The organism is Sandarakinorhabdus sp. (assembly GCF_040398665.1).
Lineage (GTDB): Bacteria > Pseudomonadota > Alphaproteobacteria > Sphingomonadales > Sphingomonadaceae > Sandarakinorhabdus.
This window is the reverse complement of sequence record NZ_JBBATQ010000001.1, coordinates 499,696-515,542: the sequence shown is the minus strand read 5'-3', so window position 1 is coordinate 515,542 and position 15,847 is coordinate 499,696. Positions and strand designations below refer to the sequence as shown.

Annotated in this window: 13 protein-coding genes; 10 read left to right on the top strand and 3 right to left on the bottom strand. The window is 64.3% G+C overall.

All coding sequences use genetic code 11. The features are described from left to right. Positions 1-65: 65 nt before the first annotated feature. Together ABWP22_RS02440 and ABWP22_RS02435 are read right to left on the bottom strand one after the other, a co-directional pair. Positions 66-3,047, bottom strand: a complete 2,982-nt coding sequence (locus ABWP22_RS02440; protein WP_353198332.1) for a TonB-dependent receptor domain-containing protein — start codon at positions 3,045-3,047, stop codon at positions 66-68. 32 nt (positions 3,048-3,079) lie between these two features. After that, positions 3,080-3,358, bottom strand: a complete 279-nt coding sequence (locus ABWP22_RS02435) for a hypothetical protein (protein ID WP_353198331.1) — start codon at positions 3,356-3,358, stop codon at positions 3,080-3,082. Here ABWP22_RS02435 and ABWP22_RS02430 point away from each other — a divergent pair. After that, on the top strand, positions 3,357-4,223 hold the full coding sequence (locus tag ABWP22_RS02430; RefSeq protein ID WP_353198330.1) for a response regulator: 867 nt from the start codon (positions 3,357-3,359) through the stop codon (positions 4,221-4,223). The genes ABWP22_RS02435 and ABWP22_RS02430 overlap by 2 nt on opposite strands. A 46-nt stretch (positions 4,224-4,269) precedes the next feature. On the opposite strand, the gene ABWP22_RS02425 is transcribed toward ABWP22_RS02430, so the two are convergent. Then, complete coding sequence (locus ABWP22_RS02425; RefSeq protein WP_353198329.1) at positions 4,270-5,868, bottom strand: amidase; 1,599 nt, start codon at positions 5,866-5,868, stop codon at positions 4,270-4,272. A 38-nt stretch (positions 5,869-5,906) separates the two neighbouring features. On the opposite strand from ABWP22_RS02425, the gene ABWP22_RS02420 reads away from it, so the two are divergent. The 9 genes from ABWP22_RS02420 to ABWP22_RS02380 all read left to right on the top strand — a co-directional run bounded on the left by ABWP22_RS02420 (position 5,907) and on the right by ABWP22_RS02380 (position 15,836). Further along, positions 5,907-7,445, top strand: a complete 1,539-nt coding sequence (locus ABWP22_RS02420) for a hybrid sensor histidine kinase/response regulator (protein ID WP_353198328.1) — start codon at positions 5,907-5,909, stop codon at positions 7,443-7,445. After that, entirely contained in the window at positions 7,442-8,335 is an 894-nt protein-coding gene (locus ABWP22_RS02415; protein ID WP_353198327.1) for a response regulator, read from the top strand. Before ABWP22_RS02420 ends, ABWP22_RS02415 begins: the two co-directional genes overlap by 4 nt. A 706-nt stretch (positions 8,336-9,041) precedes the next feature. Further along, positions 9,042-9,248, top strand: a complete 207-nt coding sequence (locus tag ABWP22_RS02410) for a Flp family type IVb pilin (RefSeq protein WP_353198326.1) — start codon at positions 9,042-9,044, stop codon at positions 9,246-9,248. 308 nt (positions 9,249-9,556) lie between these two features. Further along, positions 9,557-10,417 (top strand): Flp pilus assembly protein CpaB, encoded by an 861-nt coding sequence (gene cpaB / locus ABWP22_RS02405; RefSeq protein WP_353198325.1) that lies wholly within the window; start codon positions 9,557-9,559, stop codon positions 10,415-10,417. Between the two features lie 38 nt (positions 10,418-10,455). Further along, positions 10,456-11,850, top strand: coding sequence for a type II and III secretion system protein family protein (locus ABWP22_RS02400; protein WP_353198324.1), 1,395 nt, complete (start codon positions 10,456-10,458; stop codon positions 11,848-11,850). Continuing rightward, complete coding sequence (locus tag ABWP22_RS02395; RefSeq protein ID WP_353198323.1) at positions 11,850-12,185, top strand: hypothetical protein; 336 nt, start codon at positions 11,850-11,852, stop codon at positions 12,183-12,185. Before ABWP22_RS02400 ends, ABWP22_RS02395 begins: the two co-directional genes overlap by 1 nt. Continuing rightward, on the top strand, positions 12,185-13,432 hold the full coding sequence (locus ABWP22_RS02390; RefSeq protein ID WP_353198322.1) for a CpaE/TadZ family protein: 1,248 nt from the start codon (positions 12,185-12,187) through the stop codon (positions 13,430-13,432). Before ABWP22_RS02395 ends, ABWP22_RS02390 begins: the two co-directional genes overlap by 1 nt. Further along, positions 13,429-14,835 carry a TadA family conjugal transfer-associated ATPase gene (locus ABWP22_RS02385; protein ID WP_353198321.1) on the top strand — a complete coding sequence of 469 codons (1,407 nt, stop codon included), beginning with the start codon at positions 13,429-13,431 and terminating at the stop codon, positions 14,833-14,835. The genes ABWP22_RS02390 and ABWP22_RS02385 overlap by 4 nt, the downstream gene beginning before the upstream one ends. Positions 14,836-14,837: 2 nt before the next feature. Beyond that, positions 14,838-15,836: a type II secretion system F family protein gene (locus ABWP22_RS02380; protein ID WP_353198320.1), complete on the top strand. Its 999-nt coding sequence runs from the start codon at positions 14,838-14,840 to the stop codon at positions 15,834-15,836. Positions 15,837-15,847: the final 11 nt, after the last annotated feature.

The following is a 15,847-nucleotide window of genomic DNA, read 5'->3' as shown; positions in this document are numbered from 1 at the left end:
TGGCGGCGCCCCTTGCTGCCGCCGGATGGGCAGCAAGGGGACCGTGCCCGCGATCGGGTCAGGCCTTAAAAGTCCTTGCCGATCTGGAGATAGATGAAGCGGCCGATCGGATCATGCAATCCACCAAGGAAGCCGAAATTGTTCGATGCCAGTGGCGGTGCCTGGTCGAACAGGTTGCGGGCCCCCACCCGGAAGCGCGTGTCCTTCAATGCACCCCAGCTGTCGGCGGTCCGATACTGAACAAAGGCATTGACCGTGGTGTAGCTGGCGATTTCCCAGAATTGACCATCGACCAGCGCGGTGCCGGTATCGGAGACCGGGCTGACATAGTTGACCAGTATGTTGGCGCTGACCGGGCCCGACCGCCAGTTGATGTTGGCGGAGTAACGCCAGCGCGGGTTGCCGTTCAGCCGCACCTGATCGCCTGCCAAGGGAATATTGATGCCCGTGCCCAACTGACCGGCGGCATTGGCCGCCAGCAGCGCGGCCTGCACATCCGATGGCGACTGGAACAATTTGTTCAGGCGCGACGCGGCCAGATCAATGTTGAACCGGCCCAGCGGGGTTTTCGGCAGGTCGACACTCATCATCAGATCGTAACCGCTCAACGTGCGCGGGCCGAGATTGAAGTAATCATCCTTCACGAACTGAAGGTCGCCAACCACCTGGCCGGCAATCGGGGCAAGGCGCACCACGTTGGGGTTGCTGCTGCCCTGCTGGCGCAACAGCAGGTCGAACAGGATCTGGTTCTGCGCACCTTGCAGGCCGATCACGCCATTGCTCTTCAATTGCCAGTAATCGGCGGTGAAGGTGATGCTGCGCACCGGCTGGAAGATGAGCCCGGCCGACAGATTCTGCGAATATTCCGGTTTCAGGCGCTGGTTGCCCGCGCGCTCTTCCAACGTGCCAAGTCCCGTGCAAGCGGTGTTGTTCAGCCGGCAGGCTGCCCAGTCCGTGCGCGTGTTGGAAACCTGGGTGCCCGCGCTGTAGAACTGCGCCAGGTTGGGCGCGCGGAAGCTTTGCGACCAGGCGCCACGCACCGAAACGCCTTTCAACACTTCCCAGATTCCGGCAACCTTCGAACGCAGCACATTGCCGAAATCCGAATAATATTCGTCGCGGCTGGCCAACTGCAGATCCAGGCTGCGCACCAGCGGGATGTTCATGTCCTCCGAAACCACGGGGACGGCCAACTCAAGATAGGCTGAAGCGACATTGCGGCCCGCCGAGACGTCCGGCGCCGGGCTGGCACCCATGACGTCGGTGCCATAGATGATGCCCGTCACGCTGTCCCTGTAGGTGATGCTGCCATCAAGACGCTTGTCGCGATCGTCGCTGTAGGTTTCGCGCCTGAATTCGACACCGGCCGCCATGCCGACATTCCCACCGGGCAACGAGAACAGGCGTGGGTTGCTGATGCGGAAGTCGCCGGTCAACAGGCTCGTCTCGCTGACGCGGGCGACGTTGACGAGGAAACTGCGGATGGTGGCCTGGCTGTTGGGCGTAGCGTCACCGATCGAGAAATTGGTCTGGTTGCCACCATTGAACGGGTTGTAGGCGTCCGGCGTGGAGAGCGCCAAGGCGTTCTGGAACAGCGTGTTGGAAATGGCGTTGCGCGTTTCATCCTTGGTGCGCGCCCAGGAATAACTGATCGCCGAATCCCACTTGAACCCGCCAAACTGGCCGCGCAGCCCCATCAGGGAACGAATGGAATCGTCGGACACCGTGAACGTGCGTGGCCCCGTATCGACGGGGCGATAGGTGGTGATGCGCAAGGGCAGACCCGTGGTCGGCACGCCGGTCAGATTGGCGAGACGGTTGGGATTGGCGGCCGTGCCAAAGGTCGTCGGGCCAAAGGGGTTGTAATAGTTGCTGGCCGGCACGGATATGGGCGCGCTGGAAATGGGCGCCGACTGCTCACGCTGCCCGGTCAGTTGCGCGCGATAATAGCCCAGTTCGGAGAACAGCTCGACCGCGCCCAGATCCTGCGTGAAGCTGGCGAAGAAATTGAGCCTGTGAAGCCCGCCGCGGGCCGTGCGATCAGGGTTCTCATCGTACCGCAGAACGCGGCTGGTGGTGCCCGTGATGGTGCCACTGCGCACGCACAAGTTGGTGTTGATGGGTGTGCTGGAACAGCCGGCAGCCGTGTTGGCGACAGGCTGGATGTTGAACACGCCGCTGGTCGTCAGCGCCGTGCTACCCTGGCGCACGGTCGTGACCGGAATGGTGGTGAAGCTGCCCCACGGTGAGGCGGTCGAACGGTTGTCGAACGCGGTGTCATTCTCCCACGGCGTGCCCACCAGCCCGGCCCGATGGTCTTCACTTGCCGAAAAGGCGCGCTCGCTGGCGAACAACGGGGTGCGGCGCGTGTAGCTGCCGAACACGACAAGTCGGCCACCCGATTTGGTTTTCAGGCCGCCTTTCGCCGACAAGGTGAACTCGTCCGTACCGTCGGCAAAGCCATAGCGCGCGTCTGCCCGCAGACCCTCGTACCGGTTGTCCAGCGTCAAGTTGACAACGCCGGCCACCGCATCGGCGCCATAGATGGCCGCAGCGCCATCACGGAGGATTTCAACCTGTCGGGTGGCACCGAGCGGGATCGCATTGGTGTTGACGGTTTGGACCGGAACGAAATTCTCGGTTTGCGTCCCCGGTGTGACATTCATGCGGCGACCGTTGAGCAGCACAAGCGTGTTGCCGGTTCCGACACTGCGCAGGTTGATCGAGGCATTGTCGCCGCGCGCGTCGTTCAAGTTGCCGGTGGTGCGCGATTCCTGGAAGTTGACGTCGCCCGCCTGCGGGATCGAACGGAAGAGATCATCCCCGTTGACACTGCCCGTCGCCTCGATGCGCTCGCTGTCCAGCACGGTGACCGGCAATGCGCCCGTGGTTTTCGCGCCCAGAATGCGCGTGCCGACGACAACCAGCTCTTCGGCCGCCGTTTCGGCCTTTGCAGCCGTTGCTTGCGCCAGCGCCGCACCTGGCACACACAAACACGCAGCACCGAGCAGCAGCGCCAGCTTCTGGCGCTCAGAGATGTTCAACATTTTCCCCCCCATTTTGCAATTTTGCTGCGTCCCTAGTTGCCCGTGCGCGACGCATCAAGTCCAAGCTCAAACGCTCCAACAATTTTCGGCATGCCATAGCCAATACCCATGCGCTGCGGGCCGCTTTGGCAAAGCCGGCGGCCTTTACCTGAAGATCCGCGATGGCGGCCACCATCTTGCGCGCCAGCCACGGTCGGCAGCTTGGCCTTGATGCCGGCAAGGTGGCCATTCAACAGTTGCCGAACAATCTTCACGTCCGGCGGGTCGTTCACGCCGCCGTTGCCAACCCGGTGCTCGATCGCCAGCGTCATGCCGGCCTCCCGCCTGCGCCGTGCGGCTCGCCGCGCGCTGGTCCGGTTCGGCAGCAGGGCCAGCAGGTTGCGCCTGCAGCGCCATGTTAAGACCGGTTTCTGTGTGGTTACCAATCTGTCAATTGCAATCTTGCAAAGCTACTGGCACAAGCAACCGGTTCGAATGCGTCGGCAAAGTGGAACTTACTGGCAACCGCGCGGTATTACTTTTGGATCAAGAAGGACTCAGGATTTCATGGCCAGCGTGATCATTGCAGACGACCATCCTCTCATGCTTGCCGGGATCGAAACCGTATTGACCGCGGCGGGGCATCAGATTGCCGCGAAGGCACATAGTGGTGAAGCAGCGCTGGCAATTGAAGGCGGCGATTTGTTTCTTGTCGATCTGAAGATGTCTGGCGGGTCCGGGCTGGATGTGCTGCGGGCCCTGCGCGAGCGCGGCGATCCGCGGCCCTTGATCCTGCTGACCGCGGCAATCGACACGCCGTCCTTGCGCGAAGCGCTGAGCCTTGGGATCAACGGCGTGGTGATGAAGGCCAGTCCGCTGGCGCAACTGTTGCTGTGCATCGATCAGGTGTTGGCCGCGCAGCGGTGGCTGGACCCCAGCCTGATCGATCAGGTCATGGCCGCCAAGGCAACGACGCCGGAAAACATGCTGACCAACTTGTCGACGCGCGATCAATCGATCGTGCGGCTGGTGGTGTCGGGCCTGCGCAACCGCGACATCGGCGAGCGGCTGTCGATGACGGAGGGCAATGTGAAGGTCACACTGCACCGCATCTATGAACGGCTGGGGGTCGCCAATCGGGTCGAACTGGCGATGATGGCCCGCGATGCGATGGATGCGATGACGATTTCTGGCTGACGCCGCAACCAGCGTCCCGTCACCGCCTACCCCCTTCGTCCCGGCTTCAGCGCGTGGCCGGCGCAAACAGCCGCTGCACGTCGGCCTGCTCTTCCACGGTCTGCACCAGGCGGGGCACCAGCTTCATGTCGGGCGCCGCCTGTTCAAACGCATAACCATAGGCCAGCAGCCGCGCTTCGCTCCACGCCGCGCCGATGAACGACAGGCCCACCGGCAGCCCGCGCACCCCGCCCATCGGCACGGTGAGGTGCGGATAGCCCGCAACAGCGGCCAGACCGCCGGCCCCGCCACCGGGCGATTGATCGGCGTTGACCGGATCGATGAACCAGGCCGGCGCGGTGGTGGGCGCCACCAGCACCGTCACCTTCGCTTCAGCGAGCATCTTGTCGATGCCCTCCTTGCCGGCCAGCCGCAGCGACGTTTCACGCGCCTTCAGATAATCGGGATCGGCCAGCCCCTTGGTGGCTTGCGCCTTTTCGAACGTGTCCTGCCCGAACAGCCCGAGTTCGGCAGCGGCATTGGCCTTGTTGAAGGCGATCAGATCGGCCAGCGTGCGCGCCGTCACCGTGGCCGGGGTCGAGGCCAGATAGGCGTTCAGATCGGCCTTCAACTCGGTCAAGAGCACCTGAAATTCATTCCCGCCGATCTCGCGCCGGTTCGGCCCGGTGGTGATGTCCACCAGCACGGCCCCTTGCGCCTTCAGCACGGCCAGCGCGGCTTCGAAACGGGCATCCACGCCGGCGTGCCAGCCGGTGGCCCAGCGCAGCACGCCGATGCGCGCGCCCTTCAACGCATCGGGGCGCAGCGCCGCGACATAGTCGGTCTTGCGGGCGTCCGCTTCACGCGTGGCAGGATCGGCAGGATCGCTGCCGGCCAGCACGGTCAGCAGGCGGGCGGCGGTGGCGACATCGCGCGTCATCGGCCCGGCGGTATCCTGGCTGTGGCTGATCGGCACGACATGCGTGCGGCTGACCAGGCCCACGGTGGGCTTCAGGCCGACAATGCCGTTCATCGCGGCCGGGCAGGTGATGCTGCCATCGGTTTCGGTGCCGATGGCGGCATCGACCAACTGCGCCGCCACGGCTGCACCGCTGCCCGACGAGGAGCCGCAGGTGTTGCGCGACAGCGCATACGGGTTGCGCGTCTGCCCGCCGACCGCGCTCCACCCCGAAATCGAGGCATCGGCGCGGATATTCGCCCATTCCGACAAATTGGTCTTGCCGAGCATGACGGCGCCGGCGGCGCGCAGCCGGGCCGCAAGCGGGGCGTCGCGCCCCGTCACATTGTCTTTCAGCGCCAGGCTGCCCGCGGTGGTCGGCAAGCTGCCCGCCATGTCGATATTGTCCTTCAACAAGATCGGCAGGCCATGCAGCGCCCCGCGCGGGCTGCGGCTGAGATCCAGCGCACGCGCCTGTGCCAGCGCGGCCGGATCGATGGCGATCACCGCGTTCAGCCGGGGATTATAGGCCCGGATGCGGGCGATGGCGGCGGCGGCGTTCGCTTCGGCCACGCCCACCCGCGGTGGCGCGGTGGCTGGCACGGCCGGCTGCGCTGTTGCCGGCAGTGCCAGCATGGCCGCCGCTGTGGCCATAAGAATCCGCATGAATCTTGCCCCCATGATGATGTGATCGAAAAAGCTGCGCATTCTCTTGCCACCGTGGGCCTGATTTGCAACTGCAAGACGTGAAAGGGGATACGGGCGTGGCCGCGGCAGAGACGGGCAGGACGAAGCCGAGCAGCGAAGACGGGCGCGCAGCACCGTCCAGGCCGCCACGCGGTTCCGAGGTCGATCTGGCGGCGCGCATCGCCGCGCTGGAACAGGCCCGCGCCGTTGCCGAAGCCGCCAACCAGGCCAAGACCCGGTTCCTGATGGGCCTGAGCCACGAAATCCGCACGCCGCTCAACGCCATCCACGGCTATGCGCAGTTGCTCGAACGCGGCGCCGCACTGTCGCCGGCCGAAGCCGGCCGCATCATCCGCCGATCGTCGGAGCATCTGGCCGATCTGGTCGAAGGCCTGCTCGATATCAGCCGCATTGAATCGGGCGTGCTCAAGCTCAACCGCGAAACCGTGGCGCTCAGGGCCCTGCTGGAACAGGTGGCGGCGATGTTCCGCATCGAAGCGGGCAACAAGGGGCTGGATTTCAATTACAAACCGGCCGCCAATCTGCCGACCTGGGTGCTGGCCGACGAACGGCGGCTGCGCCAGGTGCTGATCAACCTGCTGTCGAACGCCATCAAATACACGCCGGCCGGCAGTGTCACCCTGTCCGTGCGCTATCGATCGATGGTGGCGGAATTCGAAGTGGCGGATACCGGCATCGGCATAGCGCCCGAAGATGCCGAACGGATTTTCCAGCCGTTCGACCGTGGCGGCGGCCGCGCGGCCGGGGTGGCGCCGGGCATCGGCCTGGGGCTGGCACTGTCGCGCATGCTGGCCCACGTGATGGGCGGCGACATTTCGGTGAAGGCCGCGCCCGGCGGCGGCAGCATCTTCGTGCTGAAACTGCTGTTGCCGCAGCCCAATGCCCAACCCGAAGCCGAAGCGCAGGGCCTGCCCATCGGCTATGAAGGCCGGCCGCGCACCATCCTGGCCATCGATGATGATCCGGGCCAACTGGCGCTGTGGCAGGAACTGCTGCGGCCGATCGGTTTCAATCTCTTTGTTGCCGGATCGGGCGGCGCGGGCCTGTCGCTGGCCGAACTGGGCAAGCCGGATGTGGTGCTGCTCGATGTGTCGATGCCGGGCCTCAGCGGTTGGGATGTGGCCCGGCGGCTGCGCGAACGCTTTGGCCGCAATCTCGTGATCCTGATGGTTTCGGGCAATGCCAGCGAACTGGTCGGCGCGGTGGGGGACGGGCTGCACGACGGGTTTGTGTTGAAGCCGGTGGATCAGCAGCAGTTGTTCGCCATGCTGCGCCGCCATCTCGGGCTGGTGTGGCGGCACGAGGCGGCGGCGGCGGCACCAATCGCCAGCCAGATGCTGCCGGCCGCGGCCAAGGCGTATCTCATCGAATTGGCACGGTTGGCGCGCACCGGCCGGGTGCGCGACCTGTCGGCCAGCCTCGCCCAGCTTGCCGCTGCCGTGCCGCAAGCCGCCGCGCTGGTGGCACGCTTGACGACGGTGCTGGATGACTATGATCTGGCGACATTCCAGAAGCTGCTCGCCGAACAGCAGGCCGATGGCGCGCCAGAGGGGCCAGAGGGAGACCCGATATCATGACCGAAACCGCCCATGCGACCATCCTGGTGGTGGATGATGCGCCCGATTCGCTGCGCTTTCTCACCGACGCCCTGGAAGGCGAAGCCTATGGCGTGCGCATCGCCCGCGATGGTGCGGCGGCGCTGGATTCCCTGCGCGCCGAATTGCCCGATCTGGTGCTGATGGACGCGGTGATGCCCGGCATCGACGGCTTTGAAACCACGCGGCGCATCAAGGCCGATCCGGCGCTGGCGCGGGTGCCGGTGATCTTCATGACCGGCCTGTCGGAAACCGAACATGTGCTGGAAGGTCTGGCCGCCGGTGGCGTGGATTATGTGAAGAAGCCGATCGTGCTGGCCGAATTGCTGGCACGGCTGCGCGTGCATCTGGGCAACGCCCGCATCGCGGCGGGCGCACAGGGCGCGCTCGATGCCAGCAACCGGCCGTTGGTGGCGCTGGACAGTGCCGGGCGCATCCTGTGGACAACGCCGCGCAGTGCCGACATCCTGGCCCAGCGCTTTGGCGCCGCCGCCGGTGATCAACTGGCCCCGGCGCTGGTGGCGCAATTGTCGCGGCTGGGCGATGGCGAAGGCCGGGTGAAGCATGATTTCGCCGGCGGCCGCGTGGAGTTTGCCGCGGTGGCAACTGTCGGCGAAGAGCGGCATTTCCGGGTGACGGAGACGCTGGAAGGCGCCGAAGAACGCCTGCTGGCGCAGCGCCACGGCCTGACCGAGCGCGAGGCCGAAGTGCTGTTGTGGATCAGCCGCGGCAAGGCCAATCGCGAAATCTCGGAGATCCTGGGCATCAGCCCGCGAACGGTGAACAAGCATCTGGAACAGATTTTCGAGAAGATGGGCATCGAGAACCGCGCATCGGCGGCCGCTGCGGCGGTGAAAACCCTGTCGCAATAAGGCCGCGATCCGCGCGCGCCATATCGGGTCCAGGAATGCCCGGCCACCTGGCACCGCCGCGCCGCAGGCGTGAAATCCGCCGCTGTTGTGCAGTTCTGCGGCCTGATTCGTCGAAGTGATCGGCGGGCGATCAGCGGGTGATTCGGCCGATTCGGGCGGGCTGACCGGAGGCAAACGGCTTTGCTGGCCGATTTTCGTCCGTCGCCTGCTGTTCATCGCGGCTGGGCCAAAATTTTTTCAACCCTGCAAAGCCGCAGAAATTTACAATTTTTTCAGCGCGTTCGCGCCCGCCAAACGCCTGGCGGAAACGCTGGAACCCGCCCCTCGATCCAAAGGACTTTTCAATTTAATGCATTGAAATAGCAGCAATATTTTCATTTCAGAGAAATATATACGTGAATTACCGGCCCGTAAATTTCAATGCACAAGTCATTGCATGCAAAAGCGCCAACAGGCGTAAACAGCATCCGTAAATACGTGCTAAATTGCTTTAATAATAGTGATCATACATGAAAACAGGTCATATTTCGTCAACCATTATGGATGTTGTTCATTCCAAATTGGCTGTTTATCCGTAGTTCTGGGATACCGGCCGGAGGAAGCAGAGGTTTTCATCCGACCGGCGTCAACGGTGATCCCTCCGGGGCGAAGTTGTTCGTGCCGGGATCTTGCAATCGGCTGCGGCCGCAACAATGGGAACTTAACGATGATGAAGGTCCTCAACAATCTGAAGAACAACAAGTCCGGCGCTTCGGCGGCCGAATATGCCCTGATCGTGGCCGTGCTCGGCGGCTTCGTGGTTGGCGGCGCCAGCCTGTTTGGCCAGAGCCTGACCGACACGATGGCGCAAACCGGCGGCGCACTGGAAGGCGAGTCCGACGCCACCTTCGAATCGAAGGCTGCGACCAAGTAATGACACTGATCGGGGCAGCTGCTGTGCTGCCCCGATCATGGTTACTGTGCTTTGGTCGTAGCCCGGCTTTCTTGACTGATCACTTTGCACGAAGAATCTGAACCACACCACAAGAGCCCGTCCTTTGTATGGACCGACCAGGGTGCGTTTCTTGACGGCGGCAGATCCCGCCGAGGGCTGAGGTTTCGGACAGCGACATCCTGACCCGGCAGTACCGGGTGAACAATGTCGACTGCGGCAGCCATGGTTCCCACCACCGCATGCCGGCTTCGATGGTCACGGCCAGCCCGTGTGGAGCATGCAGCCTGATGCGTCGGTCTTCCATCATCATGTTGATTGCCGCCCTGGTGCTGGGCCTGGTTGCCGTGCTGTTCGCGCGCAGCTTCCTGGGCGGGGCCAGGCGAGCCGGCAGCGAGCGCGCCGCCCTGCGCACCGTTCCGACCGTGGTGGCCGCAGGCGACATCAATTTCGGTGAGAAGATCACCCCCGACATGCTGAAGATCGTGCAATGGCCGGCCGACACGCTGCCCGTTGGCAGTTTCCAGCGCATCGACGAACTGACCAGCGGTGAAGGCCGCACCGCCATGCGCCCGATCATCACCAACGAAATCCTTACGCAGCAATCCCTGGCCATCGGCGCCAACCGGTTGTCGACCGCGCCGCTGCTGAACCCGGCGATGCGCGCCGTGGCGGTGCCGGTGACCGAAATCGCCGGGGTCGGCGGCCTTATCTACCCTGGCGACCGCGTCGATGTGTTCTTCACGCGCCAGCCCGAAGAGGCGCAGCCTTATGTCGAGTTGCTGATGCAGGGGGTGCGCGTGCTCGCTGTCGGCCTTGACATGAATGTCGGCAAGGACAAGCCGGGCGTCGTCAAATCAGCCACATTGGAAGTGTCGCCGTTGCAGGCGCAAAAGCTCACCCTGGCCAATACGGTCGGCCAGCTCAGTCTGGCGCTGCGCCATTTCAGCGATGAAGCCCGGGTGCGCTTGCAGACAGGCCAGGTCATGGACCTGAACGACGGCACCGTGACCCGCCTGGTGCGCAAGCCGACAACCGGTGGATCGTCCTCCAGTTCCGGCGGCAGCGGCGCGGCAGCAGCGCCGGCGCAAAAAGGCGTTACCGTTATCCGCGGCGCCACCAGCAAATTCGAACCGGTGATCGGCCCATGATGCAGATGACGTTTCGCTCCATCTTGATGGTTCCTGCCATGCTGGTCGCGATACCGGCGATGGCGCAGGCGCTGGCCAGTCGGGGGGGAGGCATCCAGCCGGTGGCCAGCTTTGAAGCGCGCACCGGGCTGGCGCTGACCCTGCCGATCAACAAATCGCAATCGCTGCGGGTGCCGCGGCCGTTTGCCCGCATTGCCATCGGCAATCCCAAGATCGCCGATGTGACGCCGGTGACCGACAATGTCGCCTATCTGATCGGCATTGCCATCGGCACCACCAACCTGACCTTGTATGACAAGGCTGGCGCAGTGATCGCAGTGGTCGATGTGGCGGTGGTGCCCGATGCGCAGGGCCTGAAGCAGAAATTGGCCGACATCCTGCCGACCGAAAGCCTGGGCGTGCAATCGGCCAATGATGCGCTGGTGCTGCAAGGCACCGCCAGCAGCGCCGTTGCCGTGCAACGCGCCATCACGCTGGCCGAGGCCTATGCGCCCGGCAAGGTGATCAACATGATGAGCGTCGGCAGCGCCCAGCAGATCCTGCTGGAAGTGCGCTTTTCCGAAATGCAGCGCGGCACCGCCAAGGCGCTGGGCATCGATACCGTCGCCTTTGGTGCCATCGGGCGCAGCTTCAATCCGGCCGACGGCAGTTTCGCGGCCGAAACCGGCGGCGCCGTCGTCACGCCGGGCGTCGGGATCGCCGGTGGCTTTGCCGCGGCCTTCGGTTTCCCTGGGTTCAATGTCACCCTGGAGGCGCTGGAGCGTCAGGGCCTGGTGCGGACGCTGGCGCAGCCCAACATCATTGCGCTGTCGGGAGAGACCGCGAATTTCCTGGCCGGTGGCGAATTCCCGGTGCCAACCGGTGTGGCCATCAACGGCCAGGTGTCGGTCGAGTTCAAGCAGTTCGGTGTGGCACTGGCCTTCACGCCGACCTTGCTGGAAGACGGGTTGATCAACCTGCTGGTGGCACCAGAAGTGTCCAGCATTGATGTGTCAGCGGGCATCCAGTTGAACACCCTGCGGATCCCCGGTCTGAAGGTGCGCCGCGCCCGCACCACGCTGGAATTGCGCGATGGCCAGACCTTTGCACTCGCTGGCCTGATCCAGAGCGATTTTCGCGACACGGTGAACCGGGTGCCGATGCTGGGCCGCATCCCGATCCTGGGGGCGTTGTTCCGGTCCCAAAGTTTTGAGCGGCAGGAAACCGAGCTGGTGATCCTGGTGACGCCGCGCATCGTGCGGCCGGTGAAGGCCGGAACGGCGATGCAGTTGCCCACCGATCGCGTGAACGAACCGAGCGACGGTGATTTCTTCCTGTTCGGCGAATCCGAACGGCTGGCCGTGCCGGGCACCATGCTGCCGCTGCCGGGCCCGGCCAGCACCATCAACAAGCCCGGCGGCGTCGCGGCCGACCATGGCCATATCGTGAGGTGATGAAGATGATCGGCACATTGTCACCACGCACCTGCACCCGATCGCTGCTTCTGGCCGGCGCCGCGCTGCTTGGCGCCCCTTCGCTGGCCCAGGATCGTGGGCTGGGCCTGATCGTGCAGAACAACATATATGCCCAGCTCGTCGATCCCAACCCGGATTATGCCGGGGTGCCGATCGAAGGCGGCAATGGCCTCAAGGCCGATACGGCCCTCACTCGCTATCGCACCGGCCGTGTGCAGCCGCTGTTGCCGTTGTCGGGCACGGTCAACATTGGCGGGGCCGGCGGCGGCGGCGGCACGTCGGGTGCCGCGCAGCCTGCCAGCGGCCCGCGCTGATGGCATTGCTCGCACGCCTTGGCACGCTGGCGGGGTTGGCGGCAGGATCGGGCGACGACAGCCCGGCCTCTGGAGCGGACCTGTTCGACGGCCCGGCCCTGCGCGTCACGCTGGTGCTGGATCAGGTCACGGCCAGCAAGCTCGACACGGCGCGGCTGAATGCCATCAATGCCGAAATCCGCGCCTTTGATGGCGGGCTGGAGGCCTTTGCGGCCAATGCGCCGCTGATCCGGCGCACCGACATGGTGGTGGTGGAGATCGATCCGGAGAATGCCAAGGCGCTGACGGCACTGGAACAATTTGCCAGTGGCGCAGGCGGGCGGATGCCGGTGGTGGCCGCGGTGCATGATCTGACGATCAATGCAACGCGCCGGCTGCTGCGATCGTCCATCGCCGATGTGCTGCCGATCCCGTTCAGCCTTGAAGAACTGGGCCAGGCCGTCGAATCCGGGCGGGAACGCATCACCCAGACGCGCACCGGCCAGGGCCCGGCGCGCATGGCGCACATCATCGCGTTCCAGGGCGCGCTGGGCGGCATCGGCACCAGCATGGTCGCCACGCAAGCCGCCCAATATTGGGCCAAGGATCGATCGGTGTTGCTGATCGACATGGATGTGCAGCGCGGCAATGCGGCCTTGTACCTCAATCTCAAGCCGCGCCTGTCCATTGCCGATCTGATCGAGGCGGAAGACCGGCTGGATGGCGAATTCCTGCGCATGGTGGCCGAACGCCATCAATCGGGCCTGTCGGTGATCGCGGCGCCCGCCGACATGACCCCGCTGGATTCCCTGACGCCGGAATTCATCGACCGGCTGATGGACATGGCCGCCCAGCAATATGATCTGGTGGTGCTCGACATGCCCGGCGTCTGGACGGACTGGACGGCCGCCGCCCTGCAAAAGGCCGACATCATCGCGCTGGTGGCGCAGATCACCGTTTCGGGCGTGCAACAGGCCCGCCGCCAGATGAATGTGTTCGACGCCAACAATCTGGGCGACCGGGTGCGTCTGGTGATGAACCGCATGGCGCCGGGCCTGTTCGGCAAATATGACATGGCGGACGCCGAAGCCGTGTTGCGCCATCGGGTGCATTTCCCGTTGGCCAATGATTACCCCACGGTTTCGGCCGCGCTGGATGAAGGCCGCGCGCTCAGCCAGATCAAGATGAAGTCGCGGATCGAGAAGGACGTCCGGCGGCTGGCGACCGCCCTGATCGACGAGATGGCCGCGCTGGGGGCGACGGCATGATTTTCCCCACACGCCGCAAGCCGCTGGCGGCCGACATGCCGGCACCGGCCCCCGTGGCGGGTGGCGCCCCGGCCGGGCCGGCCCCGGCGCCCGCGGCACCGGTGATCAGCATCCGCGACCGCCGGCGCGACGATTATACCGAACTGAAGGTGATGCTGCACCAGCAGTTGATCGACCGCATCAATCTGGCCGCGCTGGAAACCATGACGCGTGAGCAGATGCAGCGCGATATCGGCGACATCGTTCAGGAAATGCTGAAGGAAAACAACCAGGCGCTGAACGCGGCCGAACGGCGCCAACTGGTTGAGGACATCCTGGACGAACTGCTCGGCCTGGGGCCGCTGGAGCCGTTGCTGAAAGACCCGACGATTTCCGACATCATGGTGAACAGCGCCACCAAGGTGTTCGTGGAACGCCGCGGCCGCATCGAGGAAGTGGGCACGCGCTTTGCCAGTGACCAGCACCTGCTGCGCATCATCGGCAAGATCGTTTCGGCCGTGGGCCGGCGCATTGATGAAAGCTCGCCGATGGTCGATGCGCGCCTGCCTGATGGCAGCCGCATCAATGCGATCATCCCGCCGCTGGCGCTGGACGGGCCCTGCCTGTCGGTGCGCAAATTCCCGCCCAGCCGCACCAGCATCGACAAGCTGGTGGAATATGGATCGTTGACCGGCGATTGCGCCGCCATGCTCAAGGCCGTGGTTGCCGCGCGGCGCAACGTGATCGTTTCGGGCGGCACAGGTTCGGGCAAGACCACCATGCTCAACGCGCTGTCCGGCTCCATCGGCAGCCACGAGCGGGTGGTGACCATCGAGGATTCGGCCGAACTGCAATTGCAGCAGAGCCATGTCGTGCGCCTGGAAACCCGCCCGCCCAATATCGAAGGCCGCGGTGAGGTGACCCAGCGCGATCTGGTGAAGAATGCGCTGCGCATGCGCCCCGATCGGGTGATCCTGGGCGAAATCCGTTCCGGCGAAGCCTTCGACATGTTGCAGGCGATGAACACCGGCCACGATGGATCGATGACCACGCTGCACGCCAACACACCGCGCGATGCGCTGTCGCGCCTGGAACAGATGATCGGCATGTCGGGCATCGACATCAGCCCGAAATCCGCGCGCGCCCAGATCGCTTCGGCCATCAATGTGGTGTTGCAGCTGGAGCGTCTGCAGGATGGCACCCGCCGCGTCACATCGGTGGCCGAGATCACCGGGATGGAAGGCGACATCATCCTGATGCAGGAAATCTTCAAGTTCGTGCGCGAGGGACTGGACCCCGAAGGCCGTGTGATCGGCGAAATGCGGCCGATGGGGGTCAGGCCCAAGTTCATGGAAGTGTTGAAGTCGCGTGGCTTTGATTTGCCGTCGAACATGTTTGATCCGTTCCGGCGGCGGGAGGGCTGAGTATGTGGCCCTCCTATCTCGATCCCGAATATGTGCTGTATTGCATCATCTTCCTGGCCGTGGTGCTGCTGGCCGAAGGGGGCTTCCTGTGGTGGCGCGACACGCACGGCCCCAGGAAACGCGTGTCCAAACGCATGGAGATGCTGGAACGCGGCGCGACGTCGGAGGAAATCATCACCGCCCTGCGTCGCCAGACCACCGATGTATCGAAATCGCTGCTGCCGTCGGCGATCCGCTACCTTGACGTGCGCATGAGCCAGGCGGGCTTCCGGATCAGCGCGCAGCGCATGCTGAGCATCATGGCCAGTGTCACCTTGCTGATCGGCTTTCTGTTCCCGCTGCTTGGCGGCATCACCGGCCAGATCCAGTCAGCGGGTGCGGTGCTGCTCATCGTGCTGTTTGCCGCCGGCATCGGCATTGCCCTGCCGGTGCTGTCGATCAATTACATGGCGGCGCGGCGGCTGAAACTGCTGGAAAAACAATTCCCCACGGCGCTGGATGTGCTGGTGCGCGGGCTTCGAGCCGGTTACCCGATCACCGGAGCGCTGGAACTGGTGGTGTCGGAACTGCCGGACCCGCTGTCGTCCGAACTCGGCCTGGTGCTCGCCGAGATGAACTATGGCTATCCGCTGCGCGATGCACTGGTCAATCTGTCGGATCGGGTGCAGACGCAGGATATCAACATGTTCGTGGTGTCGGTGTCGATCCAGACCGAAACCGGCGGCAGCCTGAGCGACATATTGGATGGCCTGGCGCGGGTGATCCGCGACCGCGCCGCCATGGTGCTCAAGGTGCGGGCGCTGGCATCGGAAGGCAAGATGACCGGGGCGCTGCTGACGGCGATGCCGATCATCACCTTCATCGGCGTGTTCTCGTCAAAGCCGGAATTCTATCTCGATAACGTCGATGATCCCTGGTTCATGCCCGGCGTGATCGGCGTGATGTTCATGTATGTGCTGGGCGTCGTGATCATGCGCAAGCTGATTTCGATCAAGGTTTAGGATCCAAACCC

What these genes read in the sequence shown, in the direction of transcription:
- ABWP22_RS02440 (WP_353198332.1), bottom strand. Translation starts at nt 3,047, where the DNA reads ATGTTGAACATCTCTGAGCGCCAGAAGCTGGCGCTGCTGCTCGGTGCT.
- ABWP22_RS02430 (WP_353198330.1), top strand. Translation starts at nt 3,357, where the DNA reads ATGCCGGCCTCCCGCCTGCGCCGTGCGGCTCGCCGCGCGCTGGTCCGG.
- ABWP22_RS02435 (WP_353198331.1), bottom strand. Translation starts at nt 3,358, where the DNA reads ATGACGCTGGCGATCGAGCACCGGGTTGGCAACGGCGGCGTGAACGAC.
- ABWP22_RS02425 (WP_353198329.1), bottom strand. Translation starts at nt 5,868, where the DNA reads ATGCGCAGCTTTTTCGATCACATCATCATGGGGGCAAGATTCATGCGG.
- ABWP22_RS02415 (WP_353198327.1), top strand. Translation starts at nt 7,442, where the DNA reads ATGACCGAAACCGCCCATGCGACCATCCTGGTGGTGGATGATGCGCCC.
- ABWP22_RS02410 (WP_353198326.1), top strand. Translation starts at nt 9,042, where the DNA reads ATGATGAAGGTCCTCAACAATCTGAAGAACAACAAGTCCGGCGCTTCG.
- cpaB (WP_353198325.1), top strand. Translation starts at nt 9,557, where the DNA reads ATGCGTCGGTCTTCCATCATCATGTTGATTGCCGCCCTGGTGCTGGGC.
- ABWP22_RS02400 (WP_353198324.1), top strand. Translation starts at nt 10,456, where the DNA reads ATGCTGGTCGCGATACCGGCGATGGCGCAGGCGCTGGCCAGTCGGGGG.
- ABWP22_RS02395 (WP_353198323.1), top strand. Translation starts at nt 11,850, where the DNA reads ATGAAGATGATCGGCACATTGTCACCACGCACCTGCACCCGATCGCTG.
- ABWP22_RS02390 (WP_353198322.1), top strand. Translation starts at nt 12,185, where the DNA reads ATGGCATTGCTCGCACGCCTTGGCACGCTGGCGGGGTTGGCGGCAGGA.
- ABWP22_RS02385 (WP_353198321.1), top strand. Translation starts at nt 13,429, where the DNA reads ATGATTTTCCCCACACGCCGCAAGCCGCTGGCGGCCGACATGCCGGCA.
- ABWP22_RS02380 (WP_353198320.1), top strand. Translation starts at nt 14,838, where the DNA reads ATGTGGCCCTCCTATCTCGATCCCGAATATGTGCTGTATTGCATCATC.